A 21,180-nucleotide genomic window follows, 5' to 3' on the forward strand; every position below is an offset into this window, starting at 1 on the left:
GGTGCGATGCTCGGACATCACCTACATCCCGATGCGCAAGGGTTTTCTGTATCTCGTGGCGATCATGGACTGGTCGACGCGCAAGGTTCTGTCCTGGCGGCTGTCGAACACGATGGATGCGGAGTTCTGCATCGAGGCGCTGCAGGTAGTGTTGATCCGCTACGGCGCGCTGGAGATTATCAACACGGACCAGGGTTCACAATTCACGACGCCCCGGTTCACCGAGGTCCTTGAACGACGCCAGGTTCGCATCAGCATGGATGGACGCAGGCGCTGGCTGGATAACGTGTTCATCGAACGTCTGTGGCGACCGTTGAAATACAAATACGTCTATTTGCACGCATTCGAGACCGGATCGAAGCTACGAGCCGGGCTCGCCGGATGGATCGCCCATTATAACGGGCAGCGTCCGCACTCGGCACTGGCTGGACGCACGCCCGATGAGGCGTATCATGACGTGCTGTTGACCATCTGGTCCGGGGTTAACCCCGGACCAGATGGTCAACAGTAGCGCCGTCAGAATGGCGGCATAACGACAACCGGGTATAGCTTATCAAGCCCACAAAACTATCCGAACAGACGGGTCCACCTCTGTGTTTTGCCGTTGGATCGCACAGCTACTACCCAAGACCCCCAAACTCGCCATGCATCACCAGAAGTCACGGACTGCCACATCTTCGTCATAGAGATCCATGCAGACCCATTACAGCTTCAAGTTCTAAAAGGCTTTACCATCCCACCTTTATTTTTAGATGAGAATAAAATAAATACATGCCATTACATTATCAATGAAAGTGCTTGCGCTACGCTCTTTTCCCAAGAAAGGGTGCTGAAGTTTCCTGTCTGTGATGCATGATCTGTCCTGTCACACCCTGAAGCAGCGTAACGCACAATTGCGTCCAACCATGCCGGCCCGTCCAGAGGATCGAGATAGCTTGCCGCACATCCTCCGACCTCTCGTAAAACTGGAATATCGGAACAGAGCGCGGGCACGCCTAGTGACAAAGCTTCCGCAAGTGGGAGGCCGAAACCTTCGACAAAAGATGGGAAAAGAAGCCCGGAGCTGCCTTTCAGAAGGGTCTGAACCATAGTGTCAGGCAATGACTGGCACTCAATGACGTGCCCGTTGAGGGCCGGTGCACGATCGAGAAGATCAAGAATATTCTCATTCTCCCAGCCGCGCTTACCTACGATTACCAGTATAGGTGCCGAATGTTGCTCCTGTTCAACGAGACGACGCCAAACATTGAGCAAGAGGAGATGGTTCTTCCGTGGCTCAATGGTGCCCAGACATACAAAATAGGGTCGCCCTTTGAGCTGATCGCGGAGGGATACATTCAGTTCCATCCTGCGTGTATGGAGATGAGGAGTATCGACTCCATGAAGAACTGCATAGACTGGAATATTGACAGAAAGTTCAGTGAGATATCGACATACCGTTTCCTTCACGTAGTGCGATGGTACAATAATGGAATCAGCATAACTTGCGACTGTCTTGAGACGGACTTCATGCCGCGCGGGCTCTCTCGGACGAGAATACTCCGGGTAGTCTATCGGAATAAGATCATGAATCATCACCACGAAACGAGCGCCTGTCTGCCTGAGAAAGGCACCTACGACCTTAGGGCGTGTCAGATGATGATGTGAAACATTAAGGTATATTGTGCCGGGAGCCATTGCAGTAGGGCGATGCCAGAACAGCCCACGATTGATTCTAACGCATAGGCGTGCGGCCGGCCGACCGGAAACAGATTGTCCCCACTGGAGTTCGAGTGCCTGTATAAACCGCCGCGCCAAGGCCTGGTCAATCATTCCCATCACACCAATTGGGTGCATGGCACAGAAGCGAGTGTGTTCTGATGCATGAGCCAACAGGTATCGCGCATAGGCTAGCTCGACCCGATCAATGCCGGTCGGTACGCTTGCTCCCGAACGGGACAGAAGGCGTGAAATATCCAGGAGAAACGGAGATGTTGTCTGACTGGCCTTCACTCAGGAGCCCCTACTGCGTCCGCGACCTTTTCTGCAAGCCGCAAGAGGGGACGGCTCATTCCGTGCCAGAATTCATGTCCTTCCTTGGTAGCCCGTGTCTGAAATAATTGAGGCGAGTGTCGTTCAAGTTTTGCTACGACACCCCGCACTAGCTTGGACATGGCTTCGTCTGAGAAAAAGCCACCGGCGACAAGACAATATTCGACTAGAACGCGCCTAAATGCAAAAAATAGTTCCATATCTGGCTTTTCCGGGGCGTTCCAGAATGCATCAATTGTGCCCTCGTATGTAATGCCGGGAATATTGTAGATGGCCTGTCCCAACGTTATAACTGGAATACCTTCTGCTAGTGCCAATGTGCCCGTCGTACTATTGATCGTTATGACGCCTTTAGCCTGTTTTACCAGAAAGGCAATGTCACCACCCTCGATGAAACCAATCCGACCGAGCACTCCATTATGGCGCCCGGAGCATGCAATAATATGCCGCCAATCGCGCAGACCATTATCTAGGGGATGCTGCTTGATGATTAGTCGCATATTTGCCGGTGCGTGAGCCGCAAAGGAAGAAATGACGTATTCAATCGCTTCCTGCATGCCACTAAAGCCCGAATGGAGGCGGACCTGAGCATCTGCATCCAACTGGAGAGGAAAGAGCATATAAGGCGCTTTACAGGCCTCAAGCCTACTCAGAATTTTCTTCGTACGCTCGGCGACGGCTTTACGACGCGAAAACCGCTTTAGCCAGCCCATTCCCTCAACAAGGGGATGCCAAGGACGATGGTTTGTCCAATGCGGGAAATACCATCTCAAAAGAAGGTCAGCAGTATTATAGGCAATACCTTCCGCTGCTCGCCTTTGAAAAGAAGATGGCACGGAACTGTGAGGCAGTTGGGGAGGGAGCAATTGTGCCTCCACACGGTAATAGTCGGGATCGCGCGGCAAACGCGAGTGGCCGTTCACGCCCCCAAGTTCGAGTGTTACCCAGTCCGGCCTGAGATACCCTTCTTCGAAGACATGCATCGGGATTTGGAGCTCTTCACAGACTTTTGCCGCTGCCATGTGATGCAGGCGACAGTCTCCGAAAATAACGACATCCGTAATTTCGCGTTTCACGATGAAGTTACGCAAAAAATCAGGCCAGTCTTCAGGGCTTCGCCGATAGTCCACACCACCTGGGAGGCGCCAAAAAAGCTTGTCTCCACCATTGAAGTTAATTTTGAAAACCTTGTAGCCATCCGCTAGCAGGGCTTCTCCAACGCGCTCAAAAAACGGCCCCATTAGCCCCTGTAAAAACAGAAAACTCCGTGTTTTAAGCGGTTTGAGATGGTCCTTGCCGAAGTGGCTATCGCCCGGTGCCTTCATTTCGGCCAGATCCTCATGCGTGTATGCTGTATTCGTCTACGTAGACGGCCTTGCAATCTTCGTAGACGCACAGCGAAAGATGTTGTCCATATCGTTGGGTCTGAAATTCTTTCTACAAGAACCTCAGGTCCACAAGGTGTTCGGGTGACCGGATCCAGGTATAGTGGATAGAGAATGAGCGCCCCTGCTACAAGCTCTTCCAATTGTAGATTTCGCCCCCTACGGCCCGTGCTCGGAGCCAGATCGCACGTGAGCCCCCATCCCGCGTAGAATGGATTTCCATAAGTCGTTACCGCACGCCCCCGTAACAACGCCTCGAAGCCTGCAAGCGATGTCATGGTGTGAACTTCGTCTACCTGAGCAATCAAAGAGACCATTGAGCCATCTCGTGCGATTTCGTCTGCGTATCGCAGAGCAATATCATCTCGAACTGCACCTAGGCGATGGCCTGCATCCACGTCCGGGTGAGGACGAAAAACAATATGCGCATCGGGCATCCGATCACGAACTCTCCGAAGCAAGGAGAGGTTGTCGCTGACGTCCCCACAGCCCAAACGAATGGACAGATCATCACTGACCTGCCCCGGCACCAGAATAATCATCTTTCCGGCAGGACGTGAACGCAAGGGACTAACATCAGCCGTGCTCCCGTATTTGGAGACATTCCGCGCTATAAGTGTATCAATCAAATGGCGAGCCCGAGCCCGCACGTCATCATCGAAGGGAGTCTCCATCAGGATTTTTTCGAGATCACTGGAGCGCGAGGGATCAAAATAGATGCCCGACCGATCGACTACGATAGAACAGGGGGGGAGAAGATCACTACCGAGCCCGACAGAACGCAGAAAGCCATCTTCGACTTGGGAAATTTCCACACCTTGAGCTTTGGCCTTATCCCTTAATCCAGATGGGATGCGGCTGGACCAAGCAGCAATTACTCCTTTGCGACGTTGCGCTTCGCTTAGAGCGCCATAAACGGAATGCAGAAAGAAGGCCCTCTTCCGACTAACATTGAAAAACTCGCGAATACGCTCGCGCTTCCACCATGCCATGCCAACACAGGCAGCTACATCCCGCGTCCGCTCCCACGCACGACGATCGTCAGAAACAATCCTTACCGACTCGGTTAGATCTATTGATCTGCCATCGAACGGGCTACGCCAGGAAATAGCTTGTGTCAGCCATTCGAGAGCCATTGTTTCAGAAAATATGGCCTCGCCTTCTTCGGGTGACCATATTTTCACTAACCGCCCATAAATTGCACCTAGAAGCGCTACGTCGTCCCGACCTGTTGCCCAGACTTCCTCAGTCTGTTCGACTACGGTGTGCGGGTCTACCTGCGATACAACATGCCCATTTGCTGCTTTGATCGCATCGGCATGATGCGAGTGCTGAGAAAAAACGACAATGTTCCGTGCATCTACCTGAGCCGTAACATGCTTCCACAAACTCCAGGCAAGAGCTCCGTCTTCTGGCAGCGACAGGAGAATATTGCGCTCAGCGGAAAGCACTACAGAAGGTAACCAGAAAGCTCCCCCAATCTTTGCACGCCGAATGTCATGCAAGATCGATACAGTAGAATGATGCAGATTTTCGCTAGATAGTGAGGAGATATATCCTAGTTCGACATCCTCGCGTTCCGCCCTTGGTGGCCGCCTTAGCAAGACCGAGTCAATCGTAGAGCCTGTGCTTGATGGATGAAATCTCATAGACATGCTTTCTAACTGAAAGCCTGCTGCATCCGAAAGCCGATTTCGAATTCATGTTTTATCTTTTTTATGGGTCGTTTCTGTGAAGGACGTTCTGTTCTCCCTTTGCTGCACGGTCGTATTTTCGATCTTGATTGACAGACGCGTTCGGCCAGGTCGTAGTGGCTGGCGCGGATACACATCCCACACCCTTTCTATCTTGATTTTGTACGGCGCAACACTTGTGTTGACAGGTGGCTTTTGGGTTGCTTCCGTTCTCACGGACGCATTTTTTCTTGCCCTTGTTATTGCTTCCAACATCAAGTTTCGGGTGTTGGGCGAGCCCTTAGTTTTTTCCGACCTGGCGGTCGCTGCTTCATTCTTGCGTTATCCACGCTTTTACCTCGCTGCGATTCCTAATTTTTTGAAGATTATCCTGATACCTTCTCTGATGCTCATCTCTGGATGCGTCATTACGTTTTCTTCTGCTGCTCCTGTACCTCATTTCGCCGGTTTTCTGATATTGCTGACCTCTCTGTTGGGCCTCGGCGCTGGCTGGAAATTTCGTTGGCGTTCCAATGTTATGTTGCGCCCTGAGCTTGAAGCAGACATCGTGCGATTCGGATTACTTTCGGTGTTGCTCATTTACACCCTCAGATGGCGAGCAACGTCATCACCGGTTGCTGCCCAGGCACTGCCTGCACGGGAACCAGGTACAGGCCCGGCACCCTTTCTGGTCATCGTACAGTGCGAGTCCTTTGCAAATCCCGTAGATCTAATTCCTAGCCATCCGCTTGCTCCCCTCCACAACTTTGAGCGACTTAAGAAAAATTCCGACCACCATGGGGCCCTGTCCGTTAGCGGTTTCGGCGCTTATACAATGCGCACGGAATACGCTGTGCTCTGCGGGCGCAGTGAGGAGGAGCTTGGCTTTCGAGCCTTTGACCCTTTTCTTACAGCTCAGGATGAGCGTACCTTTGGGTTACCAAATCGGCTGGCTGCCCTTTATCAAAAACGGCTTTTCATCCATCCTCACGATTTAAGGTTCTACGGCCGAGATCGCCTAATGCCTGCCTTGGGCTTTACCACGCTCGTCGGCCCAGATGATTTTGTACACGCTGAAACAGCCGGTCCCTATATCAGCGACAAGGCAATCAGTGACTATCTTAACAAACGCATCATGACCGCAGAAGCACCAGAACTGATTTATGTTGTAACCATGGAAAATCACGGCCCTTGGGATGCCGGCCGCTTAGATGCCTCAGATGCTCTAACAGCTTGGGAACGTCACGCTCAAAACAGCGACGCTTTATTGAAGAGTTTGGACACTACATTGCGCGACTGTGGCCACTCAGCCCATCTCATATTTTTCGGCGATCACCGTCCCTCGATTCCAGGATACGTCACCCCTTCGAAGATACGGTCAACTCCTTTTATTTCTCTTTCTTATCATATCCATAAAACAAGAAATTTTCCGTCTGTTGGTGATATAACGCCAGCGGAACTTCATGACCTCATAATAAAAAAAACAAATCAACATATATAACTCGGATGGCCTGAAAACCACTCTGTCTCTGAGGTGCTGCCCCGTTATCCAAGGCCTGTTATTTATTGAGATAATCTGCGGCGATACAGATGACGGCCCTGAAGGATACTGCGGTTTTTTTCATGTCGCGTAGTGCCTACCATACACTCCTTAAGGCGCGTCCACAGATTTCCGACCAGATGTTTGTGCCGGTAGGTGTATTTGAAACAGGCCACTTGCAGCTTCTTGAGTTTTGTCGGGATGACCGGGCCTGAGCCCCGTTCCAAAGGACTTCTCGAAACCGATTCGATGCATTACCCCGGTCGTAGACAATGTAGCGCGGGGCGTACGGTAACGCGTTCGGGAGTGCCATGGCTGATGGAAGTTCATAGGCCTGACCTGGCGTCAGGCTAAAAGATAGGGCCTTTCTATGGCTATCTGCGACTACACAGACCCCACTGCCAAAACCGCCACGCGCGCGGCCAAGTGCTTTATGATCATTTTGGCTTCCTCTGCATTCTTTTTTGTCCGCGCCTGCCGCTTTATGATGAGCCCGAATGTTTGTGCCGTCGATGAAGATTATACTCAAAGCCGGATCCTGACCCTTCACTTGTCCAAACGGCGCTTGCCAGACATCGCCTCTCGCCCCAGAGATGAAATGTTGAGCCGCTCTTCATCAAGCACCAAGTTCTTTAGGAATGGATCGTCACTCCGTCCCGTTCTGATGACGCCAGAAAATCGCCGATATGGTCCGCCGCAGATTGCGAGGCAGGGGTTTGTCCCTCGGACGAACCGCTTCGATCAGAGGTTCCCCAACCGACCACGCATCATTAGAAAACACGGACCATATCATGTTTTTTACAACGAGCTTTGCGCGTCCGTACATTATTCAAGACCTAACTGACCCTAACGGAGTGGTCGTCAAAGCGCGGTGTGCATCAGACGTTGATCGCGCAGTGGAAGCGTCGGGTGATCGAAGGGATGACAGTGCCTTTCTTAGGCGAGCAGACGCCCGAGGCCTGTGCCAGTCCGGTCGAGGTGGAAAAGCTTCACGCCTAAACTGGACAGGCTCTGTTGGAACGGGATTTTTTGCGAGATGCCTCCACGCGGTCGTGCGTGCTCAGAGATCCGTCTTGGAGGGCGATACGAACCTCGCGCCGTCGCGGCTGATCAACGCGCAGTTTCTTGAGATACCTTATCACGGGTTGCGGTAGATGACCCGGCATCCTCATAGGCGCGGCAAACATGTCGGGCACAAGCGCGTCCGTCGGCTGATTGCGACGATGGGGCTGCGGGCGATTTGCCAGCGGCCATGTTCGGACGTGCCGCATCCAGCACATCGAAGATGTCCCTATCTGCTACGGGATCTGGTGGCCGACCGCCCCCCCCCAATCAGGTGTGGTGCTTCGACGTTACCTGCATCCCGAGGCGGAAGGCCTTCCTCTGCCTCATGGCGATCATGGACTGGGCAACCCGCGAGGTTCTACCATGGCAGCATAACAACAATCGGCTACAACTCATCAGGCCCGTAAGACTGTCCAAACGAATAGAGCCACCTTTGAATGCTCTATCGAAACGCTGTTCAGCCTCTTCAGCTATACGAGACTAATTCTAGCTAACTGGCAGGAAGTCTACAACACGGTGCTTCCCCACTCCTGACTGGATGGCAGGACACTTGTCATCCCATAAACGCCAAGCCATAAAAAAGGAGACTCTTTTTCGGGTGCATACAAAAAGTAGGGCACGTCAGGTGGAGAGAAAGGCAAGGCAATAATGCGTTACGGCTATGTCCGTGTTTCAACCAACGAGCAGAACCTCACCCGATGGCGTGCGGCACTTACGTTCGTCGGGTGCAACCGTATGGACGAGGAAGTGGAGAACGCTGCAAAGGTCCACCGTTGCCTCGACCGCGCTCGCAGACCGGCTGAACGATGACAACAAGTGATTGTATCCGAGCTACACATGCCAGGTCGTAGCAAAGGAGAAGCCGTGTTGTTGGTGCATGAGCTCTTCGCGTGCGACCTAGAACTCCACGTCGTCTCTCGACGTCGCGACGATCGAATGATTGCGGATATCCTCGCCAGCCTCGCCAAGCATGAACGGCACCGACTTGATGAGCGCCAACTCATGCGGACATGGACAGCGACGTCACCCGATCCCCCGCGTCGCGACATGGAGGCAATGTTCACTCGTGCCGCGATCAAGACATGCGGTACTGAGGGAGGAAGTCCCACTACCCGTGCTATGGACATTGAGGCACATTCATGAAAGCCGGGCTGCTGAGGCTAGTTATCTACCTAGACGCCGCACGTCTTTCGCCTAGATTATGGTTGACTGCCCTTTGGTGGCGCGTGCTAGGCAAGCGGGTGCGTTCACGTGCGCAATTTGCTGCGCTGCTGAGTAATTCCCCTCATGCCTACCGCTTGTGGCTATGTAAGGAGCCGGCCGTAGAAGGACTAGGCGAAAGCCTTGCAAATTCCAGCATCGTAGCAGTCGTGAGCGAAGGATCGGGTCGCGATGCGACGTTACGCAGCCTTGAGCGTGAAGGCATTTCGCTTATGCCTACAGATCCATCTAAAGCAGGAGGGGGCGGCTCGGTGTGGCTGTTGTGGCTCGGGGCCGGAGACGAGCTGGCATTGGGGGCCGGTACAGCTTACCGCGCTGCCGTGGCTAAAAAGCCTGCTGCGCGTGTGATATATGCCGATGACGATGCGCTGGCTGCAAACGGGTGCCGCGCGTATCCACACTTCAAGCCGAGATGGAACTCCGAGCTACTGCGCCACCACGATTACGTGACTGGTGCTGCTATCTTTCAAGTCGACCCGACCTGGCTTAGTCGAGTGCTAACGGATAGCGCGCTGGTGTCGATGATTGCAAAGCTGGTCACCAGCACAGCGCCACAAGAAGTACTGCACCTACCTTATATCCTGCATCATCGCAGCACCCGCCCGGCCCCTCAAGTTCCAGTAGCACTTTCAACAGTGCCCGATCCGTGTAGGGAGCGACCTCTACCTAAGGTCAGCATCATTGTTCCTACGCGCAACCGGCTAGACCTGCTGCGCACCTGTATTGAAGGCCTTAAGCGCACGAACTATCCAGTGATGGAAGTAATCATTGTGGACAACGGCAGCGATGATTTGGCGACGCTTGAATATCTTGCCGCACTTGATCCAGTGATCTTCCAGATCCTGCGCGACGACGGGCCATTCAACTTCTCCCGCCTGAACAATCGCGCGGCACGAGCAGCGACCGGTGAGCTACTGTGCTTGCTCAACAATGACATAGAAATATTGGACCCGGACTGGCTTATGATTATGGCTCGCCAAGCGCTGCGACCCGACGTGGGGGCGGTAGGCGCGTGCCTGCTTTATCCCGACGGACGCATTCAGCATGCGGGCGTGATACTGGGCATTTGCGGCGGGGCAGCGCATGCTCATCGCCTGCTACGTCCAGAGTCCAATGGCTATTTTCGTCGCCACGCCTTACCGCAATTCGTCTCCGCCGTCACTGCCGCTTGCCTAGTCGTGCGACGTACGAGCTTCGAGGCCGTGGGAGGGCTGGACGAAGAAAGTTTTGCCGTTGCTTTCAACGATGTGGATCTGTGCATGCGGCTCAACCAACAAGGCTGGCAGTCTCTGTACGAACCCCGAGCTGTGCTAATTCATCACGAGTCCGTATCTCGCGGGTTTGACCGCGATGCGCTAGGCGCGGCAAGGCTGATGGGCGAACTAGCTGCGCTCAAGCTACGCTGGGGGACGGGAGACATGGATCGGCAAGTCGATCCTTTCCATCATTTGCAACTTAGCCGCTACAGCGAGCGTTTTGTGATCCGCATCAATGGATAAGACAAAAGCCGTTGATGCCGCGCATCTATACTGTGCAAACGCGCGATTGCATCTATCACAGGTGACGCTTTGCGCGGTGACATCGGTGAATGTGGCAGCTACCTTGCGTGCGCTGGAAACATCACTACGCCAAGTCCGCTTCGGGGCTTGTAGACTGTTTACCGATATCTCAGTAAGCCCGGCGCACCCCGAGATTGAAGTGATACCGATAGTTCCGCTGCGTTCATCTGCCGCGTACTCCAATTTCATGCTGACAAGACTCGTCGATCATGTCGAAACCACGCATTGCCTTGTGACGCAATGGGATGGGCACTTGCTTAATGCGGGGCGTTGGCAGGCAGCATTTCTAGATTACGATTATGTCGGCGCTAGCTGGCCACAGTTCGATGATGAGCATGATGTCGGTAACGGCGGTTTTTCTCTAAGAAGTCGACGCTTGATGGAACTGTGCCGCGATCCCGCCTTCGTGCCCGTCCACCCAGAAGACATGGCGATCGGGCGACGCAACCGCACTTGGTTGGAAGGGCAGGGCATACGCTTTGCCCCACGTGATTTAGCCGATGCCTTCGCGGCGGAGCGCACGGGTGATCCGCAAAAAACCTTCGGCTATCACGGAGTCTGGAACATGCCCCGTGCGATCGGGCCTGAAGCGTTCTGGCAAGTCTATAGCCAGCTTGATGAACGCGGCACACTCAGGCGGGATTTCGCCAGCCTACTGCGCGATATGACGCGGGGGGCCGGCGGCGTCCTACGCGCAGGCCGGATGATCGCCGACAGGTATCTAGGGCCTTTTAGGCCTTGAAGATGTAGTGGGTCTGCATGGCTCTTTATGACGAGCATGATACAGTCTTCAACTTCTGATGATGCGCGGTGGGTCTGGGAGCCTTGGGTAGTAACTGTGCGATCCAAAGGCAAAACACGGCCCTACAATCTGAGCCTGACGGTATCAGCGATCTTATAACGCCATCGAAACGGCGCCCTCTTTCTTCGGCGTTCGGCCCTTGATGGACTGCTGCTCAACCTTTCATCCGCTGAGCGAAGCTCAGTGTATGGGAGGCAGTCTTCGAAAGGGCGAAGGACCGGGATGCAGCCCCGAGCTTGGTCTTGTTCGAGGGTACGAACATCAGGGCACACCACTATGCGGCAAGAGCCGCTACCAGGGGGGCTTCTTCAAAAAGGCTGGAGCAATTGTCAAGCACCCAGCCGCTCGTGCGGAGGCTTTGGTAGCACGGTCTGCGTAGCGGCTGGCGGACGAGGAAAAGCTCTGTCCTTCATCCTGACCCCGGGGCAGGCGCACGAACTGCCGTCTGCCATGGCACTCCTGAACGCATTGCCGGGTGTGCCGCGCCATGCCGTTTAGGACCGGGAATATGCCTCGAACCGATCGCGTGAGGATTTGTGGAGCAGAGGCTCGAAACCCGTCATTCCGATCAAATGAAATGGGCCGTCCCTTTCGTGCCCCAAATGTGCCTATCAACACCGCATCTGGTCGAACATTTTAGGGCTCGGCTCGGAGAGCGCAGAGACATTATCACTTGATACGGGAAAACCGCCTCTTCCTCCTTCTCCGTGATCGCTGCCGCCGCAGGACACATCAAGGCCTAAGGGCCTGTTTGGAAATTCACGGGAGGCATTTCTGCGGGTGAGATTGGCGCCCATGGCGACGAGGATCACGGCCTGTAAGACGTCGATACGACGCTCATAATCACGCACGAGACGTCGCCAGCGGGTCATCCAGCCAAAGGTCCGCTCCACGACCCATCATGCGGGGTAGTATCTCGAAGCCCTTCGCGCCGTCCCGGCGTCGGATGACTTCGACGACGAAGTCCAGATAAGTCGCCTTGTCCATCGACTGGAGCCGGTCTTCAGCCGCCGTCGGCAAACAGGTGCTTCACCCAGGGCTAGCGCTTGTGGATCGCATCTAGAATCATCTGCGCATCTGCGCTGTCGGAGATGTCGGCCGGGGCAGATTGACCATCAGCAGACGTCCGTCTGTATCCACGGCAATATGCCGCTTGCGCCCGACGACCTTCTTGCCGGCGTCATAACCTCTTGTTTGCGCACGCGGTGCCTTGATGCTCTGGCTGTCGATCACCCCGGCGGTCGGACTTGTCTCGCGGCCTGACCGCTTCCAAGCGAGCATTAGTTCGACGTCATGGATAGTCTGAAACAGAAACCGCCGGGCCAGCTCCCGAAACCAGCCATAGACCGTGCGCCAGTGGTCGAAATGGATCGGCAACATCCGCCAGCCACAGCCCGAGCGGACCAGGTAGCGCATCGCGTTGATCACCCCGCGAGATTCGATCTCGCGTGGACGGCCCATGCGCCCCGGTTCGAGCATCAGCGGTGCGATCCGCTCCCATTCCTCGTCCATCATGTCCGACGGATAGCGCCCCGTCTTGCTGGCGCTCTAGGCCATTCGGGCCCTCTGCTCTGGTGTTCACATCCAGAGCTTGAATCACATCTGCTCCAACTTTCCAAACAGGCTCTAACAAAGAATAAAACTTATATGGGAAATCGTTGTTAATATGAAATTAGTAGCCTATTAGGTAATGTGAATATATTTTTTCACCCTGAGAGTTAATGACGTTCCTATCAAGATGAGCAGGAAGTTTATCCATATACTATAAAAAATATCATAATGTGCATGTGCGTTATAACCAAATTGGCCCGCGCGGATCATTTCAATGCTGTCAACGCTTGGAGATAGTAGGAGTATCCACCTGTAATGAGGGGGAACCCAATCAACCATCATGAAGGCACCAGACAAAGGCAGAGATAGATATGAAATCACATTGATCGATTTTTCGAACATTTCACTTCGCTGTGTTAAAGGAGCGACAATCAAAGAGGTAGCTAAGCAGAATAACATTTGAAATGCTAAACCCATGTATAAAAGCGAGTAATTTTTTGGAGAGTCCATAAATCCGAAGATAATTGCGATACCAGCCACAAACAAACCGGCACAAATGGTGCCCATTATTTCCAAAATAACCCTTGCCATTATGATATCGAACGGTGTCACTTGTCTATGAAACAGGAGGCTTCCATTAGCTTCAAACGCTAGTACCGAACGGGAGATACAGTGTCGCCACATGGTTAGGGGCACATATCCGGTAATAACAATCGCGGTGGTTGGCAAACCATGCTCGTGCGTTGGTCGTATAGCGCTCCAGGCAATCGCAACACCTGCACAGAACAAAATTGGCTCGCCAATAATCCACAAGAAACCCAACCCATGCCGACCAAAGCGAGTATGCAGTTCACGCATCATCAATGCGCCAATCACGCGGCATTGCAACGAAAACAGGGAGAGCAAAGACTGTGATTTCATGTCGGTCTGGACACTTTTCTGAAACATGACAAGCTGTTGGTTTCTGGCATGGTAGCTACGTCACAAACGCACTGATAGAGGTCTTGTGGTACGACAATATGACTATTTGACCAAGACAAAACACCTTCGGTATTGTAATGGCGCACGATAAACGACGTGCTTCGCTCTGCACAGGTTTCCTGAATAGATATGTGCTCGGTTGGTGGATATTACTGCGGTCATATGGCAGGATTGAAGAGCCGTTAATCGATTTGCCGTGGTTATGATTTTAGGCTTTGGGTTGATCTAATCGACGACTCTTTGAATCGCTTATGATCTGTGTTTTGAGCAGATCGGGGACTTCTGTCCTACTGGAGGGCATGGTTCCATCGTCCAGCCGGTTTGCTTTGATGAGCTTCAGTGTCCAGCGCGCATGACGTTCTTGATGCGACAGCTTTGCCGGCTTGTCCTGCCAGTAGAGTTTTGCACATCAGCACCAGATCAAATGGCGGCCCCCCGATGTTGCTGTCGTCTGAATTGGTCGGAGCCTGCTCCAGCTCAGGGCATAATACCCCAAGACCCGAAAACCGGGAAAGCACTTCGAGTTGATCACCAGGCACGCTCGGTCGAGCAAACCGCTCTCTAACATCACAGAAACTAAGCCACTTCCTCTTCCTTTTCCATGATCCCCAATCAACGCGAGAGAAATGGAATCAAAGAGAATTGGTCAGGGCTAAGAGGTTTTTCCCGAGCCTCTTGAGTATCTGACCTCTCAGGAAAACTTATGAAAATTTCAATGTAATTTCATGTCATTATGTAACCACGCCGGGTGAATGCCTGCCTCTCTGGAGGCTTCTTTTAAAGTCGCCTCGTATAAGGCAATGCCCTTACCGCCAGGGCTTCCGGTACCGCGGGTATCAAGTCCAGTCCGCATTGATGTCAGGGTGAGCGTCCGGTCTTAGTGTGAAAAATCCGATCCCAGACATCGTTGCTTACCGCGAAATTCTTTTCTGGTGTTGCGTAGTGATGAATAAGGTGGTGACGACGTAGCTTGCGAAGAATGCCCCGTTTAGGCCGATACTGATGACAGGCGTAGTGAACAAGATCGTAGGCAATGTAGCCCGCAAGAAAGCCAAGGAAAAATGTGCTGCCGCCATGGCCCCCTAAAAGATGCGCCAAGCCCCAGAGCAAACCTGCAAAAGGAAGGCTGACGGATAGCGGCATCATGTTACGGAGCTTCTCTTCCGGTTCTTCATGATGGTTGCCATGAATCAGGTAGATAAATCGCTTGCCAACCTCATGGGAAACATTGAGGTGGAAAAGGAAACGATGTCCCAGATATTCAAAAAACGACCACGAAATAAGACCCATAAGGAATAGAGCTATAAACGGGGCCACCGTCATAGGCACGCAATCCAGGAAGACAAGGAAGAATATGACGACCCAAACCGGGATAAAAACTGACAACGGCATATATGTAAGCCGTTCCAGCCAGTCATTTCTGAAAAGCCTCAATGACACTCGGCAGAATTCCCCTGCAATCTTCGTTGTCTGTGCTGAATTTCCTCTTTTTTCGGAAAACAGAACGCATTGATCTGTGCGAGCATATCAATCTTCCCGTCACACGCACATTAGTTTATATGCTCCCTTTTCCGCCTTCAGTCAAAAGGAGAGTTGCGGTTTTTCTACGGCTTAGGGTTGATGCGATGAAAAGTGTCTTGGGGGGATGGCCCCGAGACACTAGACTCAGGACTCGTAGTCAGAATATGACGGCTGCGGCGAGGCGCTGGCTGAGAAGAAGACGGTCGGGCATCTGTCCTAGCGGGTTGCGATATGCGATTACGGCGTTTACATTTCTCAGATTACAAAGCCACAGACACCCTGCTGATGTTGCCTGTTCCAAACGCGAGGGCGATGCTGGCTGAGCGGGCTATGACAGCGACTGTTTTCGTCAGGCGCTTCTGATCCATTCGATCCTGCCGGTGTTCCTTCACGCGAAGGCCGTAAGGCTCCTCAGCAAACAGACTGGCAACGCTATCGGGACCGAGATCGTATCGAGCGGATGTTCAACAGGCTCAAGCAGATGCGTCGTATCGCAACCCGCTACGATAAGACCGCCCTCTCTTTCGTGAGTTTCCTCAGCCTCGCCGCCGCAAGACATTGAATCAGATCTTCCGTCAACGTGACCTAGAGGTGGCTTTGTTCGTTTGGACAGTCTTACGGGCCTGATGAGTTGTAGCCGATTATTGTTATGCTGCCATGGTAGAACCTCGCGGGTTGCCCAGTCCATGATCGCCATGAGGCAGAGGAAGGCCTTCCGCCTCGGGATGCAGGTAACGTCGAAGCACCACACCTGATTGGGGGGGGGGGCGGCCACCAGATCCCGTAGCAGATAGGGACATTTTCGATGTGCTGGATGCGGCACGTCCGAACGTGGCCGCTGGTAAATCGCCCGCAGCCCCATCGTCGCAATCAGCCGACGGACGCGCTTGTGCCCGACATGTTTGCCGCGCCTATGAGGATGCCGGGTCATCTACCGCAACCCGGGATAAGGTATCTCAAGAAACTGCGCGTTGATCAGCCGCGACGGCGCGAGGTTCGTATCGCCCTCCAAGACGGATCTCTGAGCACGCACGACCGCGTGGAGGCATCTCGCAAAAAATCCCGTTCCAACTGAGCCTGTCCAGTTTAGGCGTGAAGCTTTTCCACCTCGACCGGACTGGCACAGGCTTCGGGCGTCTGCTCGCCTAAGAAAGGCACTGTCATCCCTTCGACCACCCGACGCTTCCACTGCGCGATCAACGTCTGATGCACACCGCGCTTTGACGACAACTCCGTTAGGGTCAACTCGTGCCGGATCACCACCATCGCGAGCCAAGACCTTAACTTCCCCGTACACCTCTCCCGTGTAACTTTGCCCATAAACCTGCCCTCACTCAGGCCAGTCTATAGCTTCATCCCCTCTCCAAAAAATAGGGGCCAGCACTTAATAATACCCTTTGCAAGGAATTGACTGAAGCAGGATATCGTCAAGCGCAAAAATCTAGCATGATGTCCTACCAACAACGCCTTGCCGCGATGTACGCCTCCACTCTATCGACCACCAGAGAGATATAAATCTTAATGTGCTTTTTTTTAACTTCGGATATCTGTCAGCATCGCGGTCCCAGGCGGTTTATAAGTGGCTGCCTGGCCAGCGTTGGGCTTCTGGCGCTTAGCGCATGCAATACACTGCCAGACAGCGGCCCGACAGAGCGCATAGTGCTAGAGGCTGCGCAGACTAAGCAACTCAACCCTCTCGGGTTCCACATACTGCCTGTGAATCCCAAGTTGGCGGAAGTGCTGTCGACCGAAATTCCTCCATTGATATCCAGTATCGACAATGCTGAGACCATTTCGTCAACCAATGATCGGATTGGTGCGGGCGATATATTGACGATTACAGTTTTCGAACTGGGCAGCGGTTTGTTCACGCCGTCAAGTGGTGCTGCTGGTGCTGCTGGTGCCGCAAGCGCCGCAAGCGCCACCGCGCTCTCTACCGGCCCCGCGGCAAATGTAACAAACCAAAATCTACCGCCTACACAGGTTGAAGCAGATGGAACCATATCCATACCTTACGTCGGCCGACTGCGGGCGGCCGGGTTAACCCCTCAGGCACTTGCCCAAAATATCCGAAGCAGCCTTGCCGGCAAATCCCAGAATCCCGAAGTTATGGTTCGGATTTCAAGCGACATTGCAAACACCGTCATTGTATCGGGCGAAGTACATAAACCAGGCCGAGTGGTCCTGAGCACGGCCCAAGAGCACTTGTCTGACGTTGTGGCCATTGCCGGCGGGGCCATCTATCCGCCCGAAGATTCGCACGTTGAACTGGTTCGCGGAGAGAAGGTCGGCGCTACAGACCTTGGAACGCTGGAATCATTTCCTCAGCAAGATATTCGTGCGCGCCCCGGGGACAGAATTCACGTTATCTATCAACCCCGTAGCTATACCGTATTCGGTGCTGCGGGCCTGCAAGCCACCGAAACACCGTTCAAGTCCCCTCATGTTTCACTAGCTGAAGCATTGGCGCGTGTTGGTGGACCTAACGACAATCGTGCCGACCCCAACGCTGCCTTTCTGTTTCGCTTTGAAGATCCGGCCGCAGCCAGGCAACTCGGATTAGACACGCCGCCGACACCAAGAGGCATTCCGGTGGTCTATCAGCTGGATATGATGAACCCAAGCAGCTACTTTCTGGCTCAAAGCATTCCCATGAAGACCAAAGATGTTCTGGTGATCGCCAACGCGAAAACCAACAGGTTCTATAAAGTTAATCAGCTAATCAGTACGCTTATCAGCCCGATGATTACAGCAGCCTATCTGGCGCACTGAGTACTGCCACGAGGAATTAGAGAGCCTCGTAAATTGAAATCGCTTCTTCAACATTATCAAACGGGGTGAATGCCCCGTTTGATATTATCGCAGCACGATCACACGTACCGCGCATAAATCCCATGTCATGAGAAACCAGGATCATGGCCCGGTCCTGTCGCTTCACGAAAAGCTCTTCCTCGCAGCGTTTATGAAAGCGCGCGTCACCGACCATGATAACCTCATCGATTAAGTAGCAGTCGAATTCTATAACGATTGACAATGCAAAGGCCAGACGGGCACGCATTCCAGACGAATATGTCTTGACCGGATCTGCCAGTTGAGAACCAAGCTCCGCGAAGTCGTCTACGTACGCACGTGTTGCGATGTAATCGAGACCATAGATACGGCATATAAAACGCAGGTTATCCAATCCGCTTAGACTGCCTTGAAACGCCCCTCCGAATGCTAGTGGCCACGATATCGACATTGTATGTTCGATGTGTCCGCTGGTAATGGGTTCAACGCCGCCAATCATGCGAATGAGAGTTGATTTCCCTGCCCCATTACGCCCCAGAACACCGAGTTTCTGACCTTTTTCAAGGCGAAAGTTAATCCGGTCTAGAACCCTGCGCCTTCCACCGGCCACGGGATAATCTTTTGTAACGTCTATACATTGCAGCATGAGAAAAGCTTAAAGGAGTTTGTGCTCTCGAGCGCCGCTGATAAGCAACATTGCCATCAGATAAAGCCCGAGCATCGTCGCAAACACCACGGCGACATTAGAAACTACACGCGGATATGCCGCATAATCCGGAAGATTAGGCTGTGTGATTTCGTTCAGATACGACAATTGGCGGTCAGCCTGTAATTTTGCGGTTGCCACGCCAGCATCCGCAGTAGAAACTTCTTTTTCATAAAGTGCTCGTTGAAAAACAAGACTTTCGTATTCGCTGATCTTGGGAACGAACGAAGCATCAGAGCCAGTAATCTTCGTTTCGGCATGCGAGATCTCTGCATTGATGGCTAGTATTCTACGCTTGTATACTTCAATCAACGGGCTATCGGGCGTTGAATGCTGAAGTTGAGCAAGTTCCACACGTGTTGTTGTAACGATCGTTTGAAGGGCCGCAATATCCTTGAGCACTGGTTGAGATTGCAAACTCGGATTAAGCATCGCAATCTTGTCGCGATAAAGATCAATCTTTTTGTTCACCGCGGATAATTTCTGAATTGATTCGTTCAATTCCTTTTCAGATGCAGCGATCGTATTTTTGCGCTGCCGGTCATTCATCCGGTTAACAAGGTTTTCGGCAGCCGTGACGAGGGCACGCGCGATGCGCTGAGAATCCTCAGCGCTAAATGTTCGGACCTGTAAGGTCGAAACACCGGTTGTGGTGTCGAGTTCTGCGACCACGTGCCGGCGATAATACGCGTAGAAATGTTCGAACGTGTGCCCGGAATAAAAATTTGGAAACCGAGCAAGCGCATCTGCTGCTGATTTTTGATAGGCTGCGCCAAGATTCTCCGTACGTAGCAATAATTCTGCCGCATCACGGGATGTAACGTAATCCTGCACGGCATACGTGTCTTCACTGGCACTCCCGCCAGCGCCTGCTTCAAGCAGACCGGCAAGCATCAGATTGGACTGGTTATGTTGCCCCTGGACGATGAACTGTGCTTCCGAAACGTATTGCGGAGACGCGAAGACGGAAAAATACACTGCGGACACGACAGTCGGCAGCACGACAAAGGCGCAAAATCCCGCGTTGCGCTTTGCAAACGAGCTAACGCGACCTGATACTCCATGAATGCCTTTGTGAGGACTGCCGTCAGCGAGTGATAGGTTGTTCATTTCTCTGATTTGCCTGAAACTCGCCTAAATGGCAACTTAGAGTTGGCCCCGTTTTCAGAAGACGCGGTGAAGCTCTAGACCAGCCTGAGAGAAGGCAGGTTTATGGGCAAGGTTACGCGAAAGCGGCATACGAATTTTTGCTTAGCTGCGGATTTGATCCGCCCTTGTGAGGGTTAAAAATAAGGCGGTGATCGTCTCTGGGATCATGTCAAGCAATATCAGTAATCGCCGTAACCCATGGTATGGCAGCGCCCAGTTTGAAGATCTGACATTTAAGAGGAGGGTTAATTGCAGCAAGGGGTGACGATCTACGGAATCACGACCTGTGACACTGTGCGCAAGGCGCGGCGCTGGCTGGACGCCGAGGGTGTTGCCTATCGCTACCATGATCTGCGCAAGGATGGGCTGAGCGCTGAGGAACTGGCGAACTGGGTTAAAGCTGTTGGGTGGGAGAAGCTGCTCAACAAATCGGGGATGACGTTCCGCAAGCTGCCTGAGGCGGACAAGCAGATCAGCACGGAAGCTCAGGCTGTAGCGCTGATGCTCGCGCACCCGACCGTCATCAAGCGCCCTATCCTGGTGCGTGACGGAGCAGTGACCCTTGGGTTCAAGCCCGAGCTCTATGCAGCAGTTTTTAAGCCCACGCCCTGAGGGGGAAGCGGGTAGGGAGGGCGAAACTCAGCCCTCCAGCTCGCTGTCCCAGTACAGATAGTCGCGCCAGCTTTCATGCAGGTAATTTGGCGGAAAGCTGCGGCCATTCTCCTGTAGGCGTCGTGTCGAGGGCTGCACAGGCCTGATGCGCGGGTGCATGCCGATCTCGGCAGGGAGTTTCGATCCCTTGATCAGATTGCACGGGCTGCACGCCGTCACGACGTTTTCCCAAGTGGTGCGGCCGCCTTTGGCACGGGGGATAACGTGATCAAAGGTTAGTTCGTGCGTGGGCAATCGGTCGTGGCAATACTGGCAGGAAAAGTTGTCGCGCAGGAAAACGTTGAAACGCGTGAAAGCAGGTCGTCGCGCTGTGGGGATATATTCTTTTAGCGCAATAACGCTGGGCACGCGCATGACGCAGCTCGGTGAATGGACCTCGATATCGTCATATTCACTCAGGACCGAAACCCGGTCGAGAAACACCGCCTTGACGCTTTCCTGCCAGGACCATAGCGATAGCGGGAAGTATGAAAGCGGACGAAAATCCGCATTCAGAACAAGGGCGGGGAAATGCTGGGCGCTGGCAAGCATCGA

General features: G+C 53.2%; 13 protein-coding genes and 3 pseudogenes. 7 read left to right on the forward strand and 9 right to left on the reverse strand.

The window, feature by feature from the left end; all coding sequences use genetic code 11:
* Positions 1–533: pseudogene (locus ED655_RS09945) on the forward strand (IS3 family transposase); the annotation flags it as partial.
* Between the two features lie 244 nt (positions 534–777).
* On the opposite strand, the gene ED655_RS09950 reads toward ED655_RS09945, so the two are convergent.
* From ED655_RS09950 to ED655_RS09960, 3 genes are read right to left on the reverse strand one after another with little or no spacing between them, the layout of a single operon-like run.
* Positions 778–1,992, reverse strand: a complete 1,215-nt coding sequence (locus ED655_RS09950) for a glycosyltransferase family 4 protein (RefSeq protein WP_122050028.1) — start codon at positions 1,990–1,992, stop codon at positions 778–780.
* A complete protein-coding gene (locus tag ED655_RS09955) occupies positions 1,989–3,356 on the reverse strand; it encodes a capsule biosynthesis protein (protein WP_122050029.1) in 1,368 nt (455 codons plus the stop codon). Before ED655_RS09955 ends, ED655_RS09950 begins: the two co-directional genes overlap by 4 nt.
* Positions 3,353–5,071: a capsular polysaccharide export protein, LipB/KpsS family gene (locus ED655_RS09960; RefSeq protein ID WP_122050030.1), complete on the reverse strand. Its 1,719-nt coding sequence runs from the start codon at positions 5,069–5,071 to the stop codon at positions 3,353–3,355. Before ED655_RS09960 ends, ED655_RS09955 begins: the two co-directional genes overlap by 4 nt.
* A gap of 76 nt (positions 5,072–5,147) precedes the next feature.
* Here ED655_RS09960 and ED655_RS09965 point away from each other — a divergent pair, with 76 nt between their 5' ends.
* From ED655_RS09965 to ED655_RS09980, 4 genes and pseudogenes are all read left to right on the forward strand, one after another.
* Positions 5,148–6,590: an LTA synthase family protein gene (locus ED655_RS09965; protein ID WP_162993475.1), complete on the forward strand. Its 1,443-nt coding sequence runs from the start codon at positions 5,148–5,150 to the stop codon at positions 6,588–6,590.
* A gap of 897 nt (positions 6,591–7,487) precedes the next feature.
* A pseudogene (locus tag ED655_RS15890) lies at positions 7,488–8,073 on the forward strand (IS3 family transposase); the annotation flags it as partial.
* Positions 8,074–8,833: 760 nt separating this feature from the next.
* Positions 8,834–10,414 carry a glycosyltransferase family 2 protein gene (locus ED655_RS09975; protein ID WP_122050032.1) on the forward strand — a complete coding sequence of 527 codons (1,581 nt, stop codon included), beginning with the start codon at positions 8,834–8,836 and terminating at the stop codon, positions 10,412–10,414.
* Entirely contained in the window at positions 10,407–11,216 is an 810-nt protein-coding gene (locus tag ED655_RS09980; protein WP_205836026.1) for a DUF5672 family protein, read from the forward strand. Before ED655_RS09975 ends, ED655_RS09980 begins: the two co-directional genes overlap by 8 nt.
* Before the next feature lie 827 nt (positions 11,217–12,043).
* Here the strand turns inward: ED655_RS09980 and ED655_RS09985 are convergent.
* From ED655_RS09985 to ED655_RS10000, 3 genes and pseudogenes are all read right to left on the reverse strand, one after another.
* Positions 12,044–12,833 (reverse strand): annotated as a pseudogene (locus ED655_RS09985) (IS5 family transposase); the annotation flags it as partial.
* A gap of 126 nt (positions 12,834–12,959) precedes the next feature.
* Positions 12,960–13,775, reverse strand: coding sequence for an ABC transporter permease (locus tag ED655_RS09995; RefSeq protein WP_240993603.1), 816 nt, complete (start codon positions 13,773–13,775; stop codon positions 12,960–12,962).
* 891 nt (positions 13,776–14,666) lie between these two features.
* Positions 14,667–15,200: a sterol desaturase family protein gene (locus ED655_RS10000; RefSeq protein ID WP_122050033.1), complete on the reverse strand. Its 534-nt coding sequence runs from the start codon at positions 15,198–15,200 to the stop codon at positions 14,667–14,669.
* A 1,866-nt stretch (positions 15,201–17,066) separates the two neighbouring features.
* Between ED655_RS10000 and ED655_RS10015 the strand changes: the two genes are divergently transcribed.
* Positions 17,067–18,101: a polysaccharide biosynthesis/export family protein gene (locus tag ED655_RS10015; protein WP_240993613.1), complete on the forward strand. Its 1,035-nt coding sequence runs from the start codon at positions 17,067–17,069 to the stop codon at positions 18,099–18,101.
* Positions 18,102–18,117: 16 nt separating this feature from the next.
* Here the strand turns inward: ED655_RS10015 and ED655_RS10020 are convergent, their stop codons facing one another.
* Both ED655_RS10020 and ED655_RS10025 read right to left on the reverse strand, forming a co-directional pair.
* The gene (locus ED655_RS10020) at positions 18,118–18,765 is read right to left on the reverse strand and encodes an ABC transporter ATP-binding protein (RefSeq protein WP_122050037.1); all 648 of its coding nucleotides are present in this window, start codon (positions 18,763–18,765) and stop codon (positions 18,118–18,120) included.
* 9 nt (positions 18,766–18,774) lie between these two features.
* Positions 18,775–19,935: a KpsE/RkpR family capsule polysaccharide export protein gene (locus tag ED655_RS10025; RefSeq protein ID WP_122050038.1), complete on the reverse strand. Its 1,161-nt coding sequence runs from the start codon at positions 19,933–19,935 to the stop codon at positions 18,775–18,777.
* Positions 19,936–20,223: 288 nt separating this feature from the next.
* On the opposite strand from ED655_RS10025, the gene ED655_RS10030 reads away from it, so the two are divergent.
* Positions 20,224–20,586: an ArsC family reductase gene (locus ED655_RS10030; RefSeq protein ID WP_122050039.1), complete on the forward strand. Its 363-nt coding sequence runs from the start codon at positions 20,224–20,226 to the stop codon at positions 20,584–20,586.
* Positions 20,587–20,613: 27 nt separating this feature from the next.
* Here ED655_RS10030 and ED655_RS10035 read toward each other — a convergent pair whose 3' ends face one another.
* Positions 20,614–21,177, reverse strand: coding sequence for an HNH endonuclease (locus tag ED655_RS10035; RefSeq protein WP_023978366.1), 564 nt, complete (start codon positions 21,175–21,177; stop codon positions 20,614–20,616).
* Positions 21,178–21,180 lie beyond the last annotated feature (3 nt).

The sequence above is a fragment of the Asaia bogorensis genome (genome assembly GCF_900465345.1).
Taxonomy (GTDB): domain Bacteria; phylum Pseudomonadota; class Alphaproteobacteria; order Acetobacterales; family Acetobacteraceae; genus Asaia; species Asaia bogorensis_A.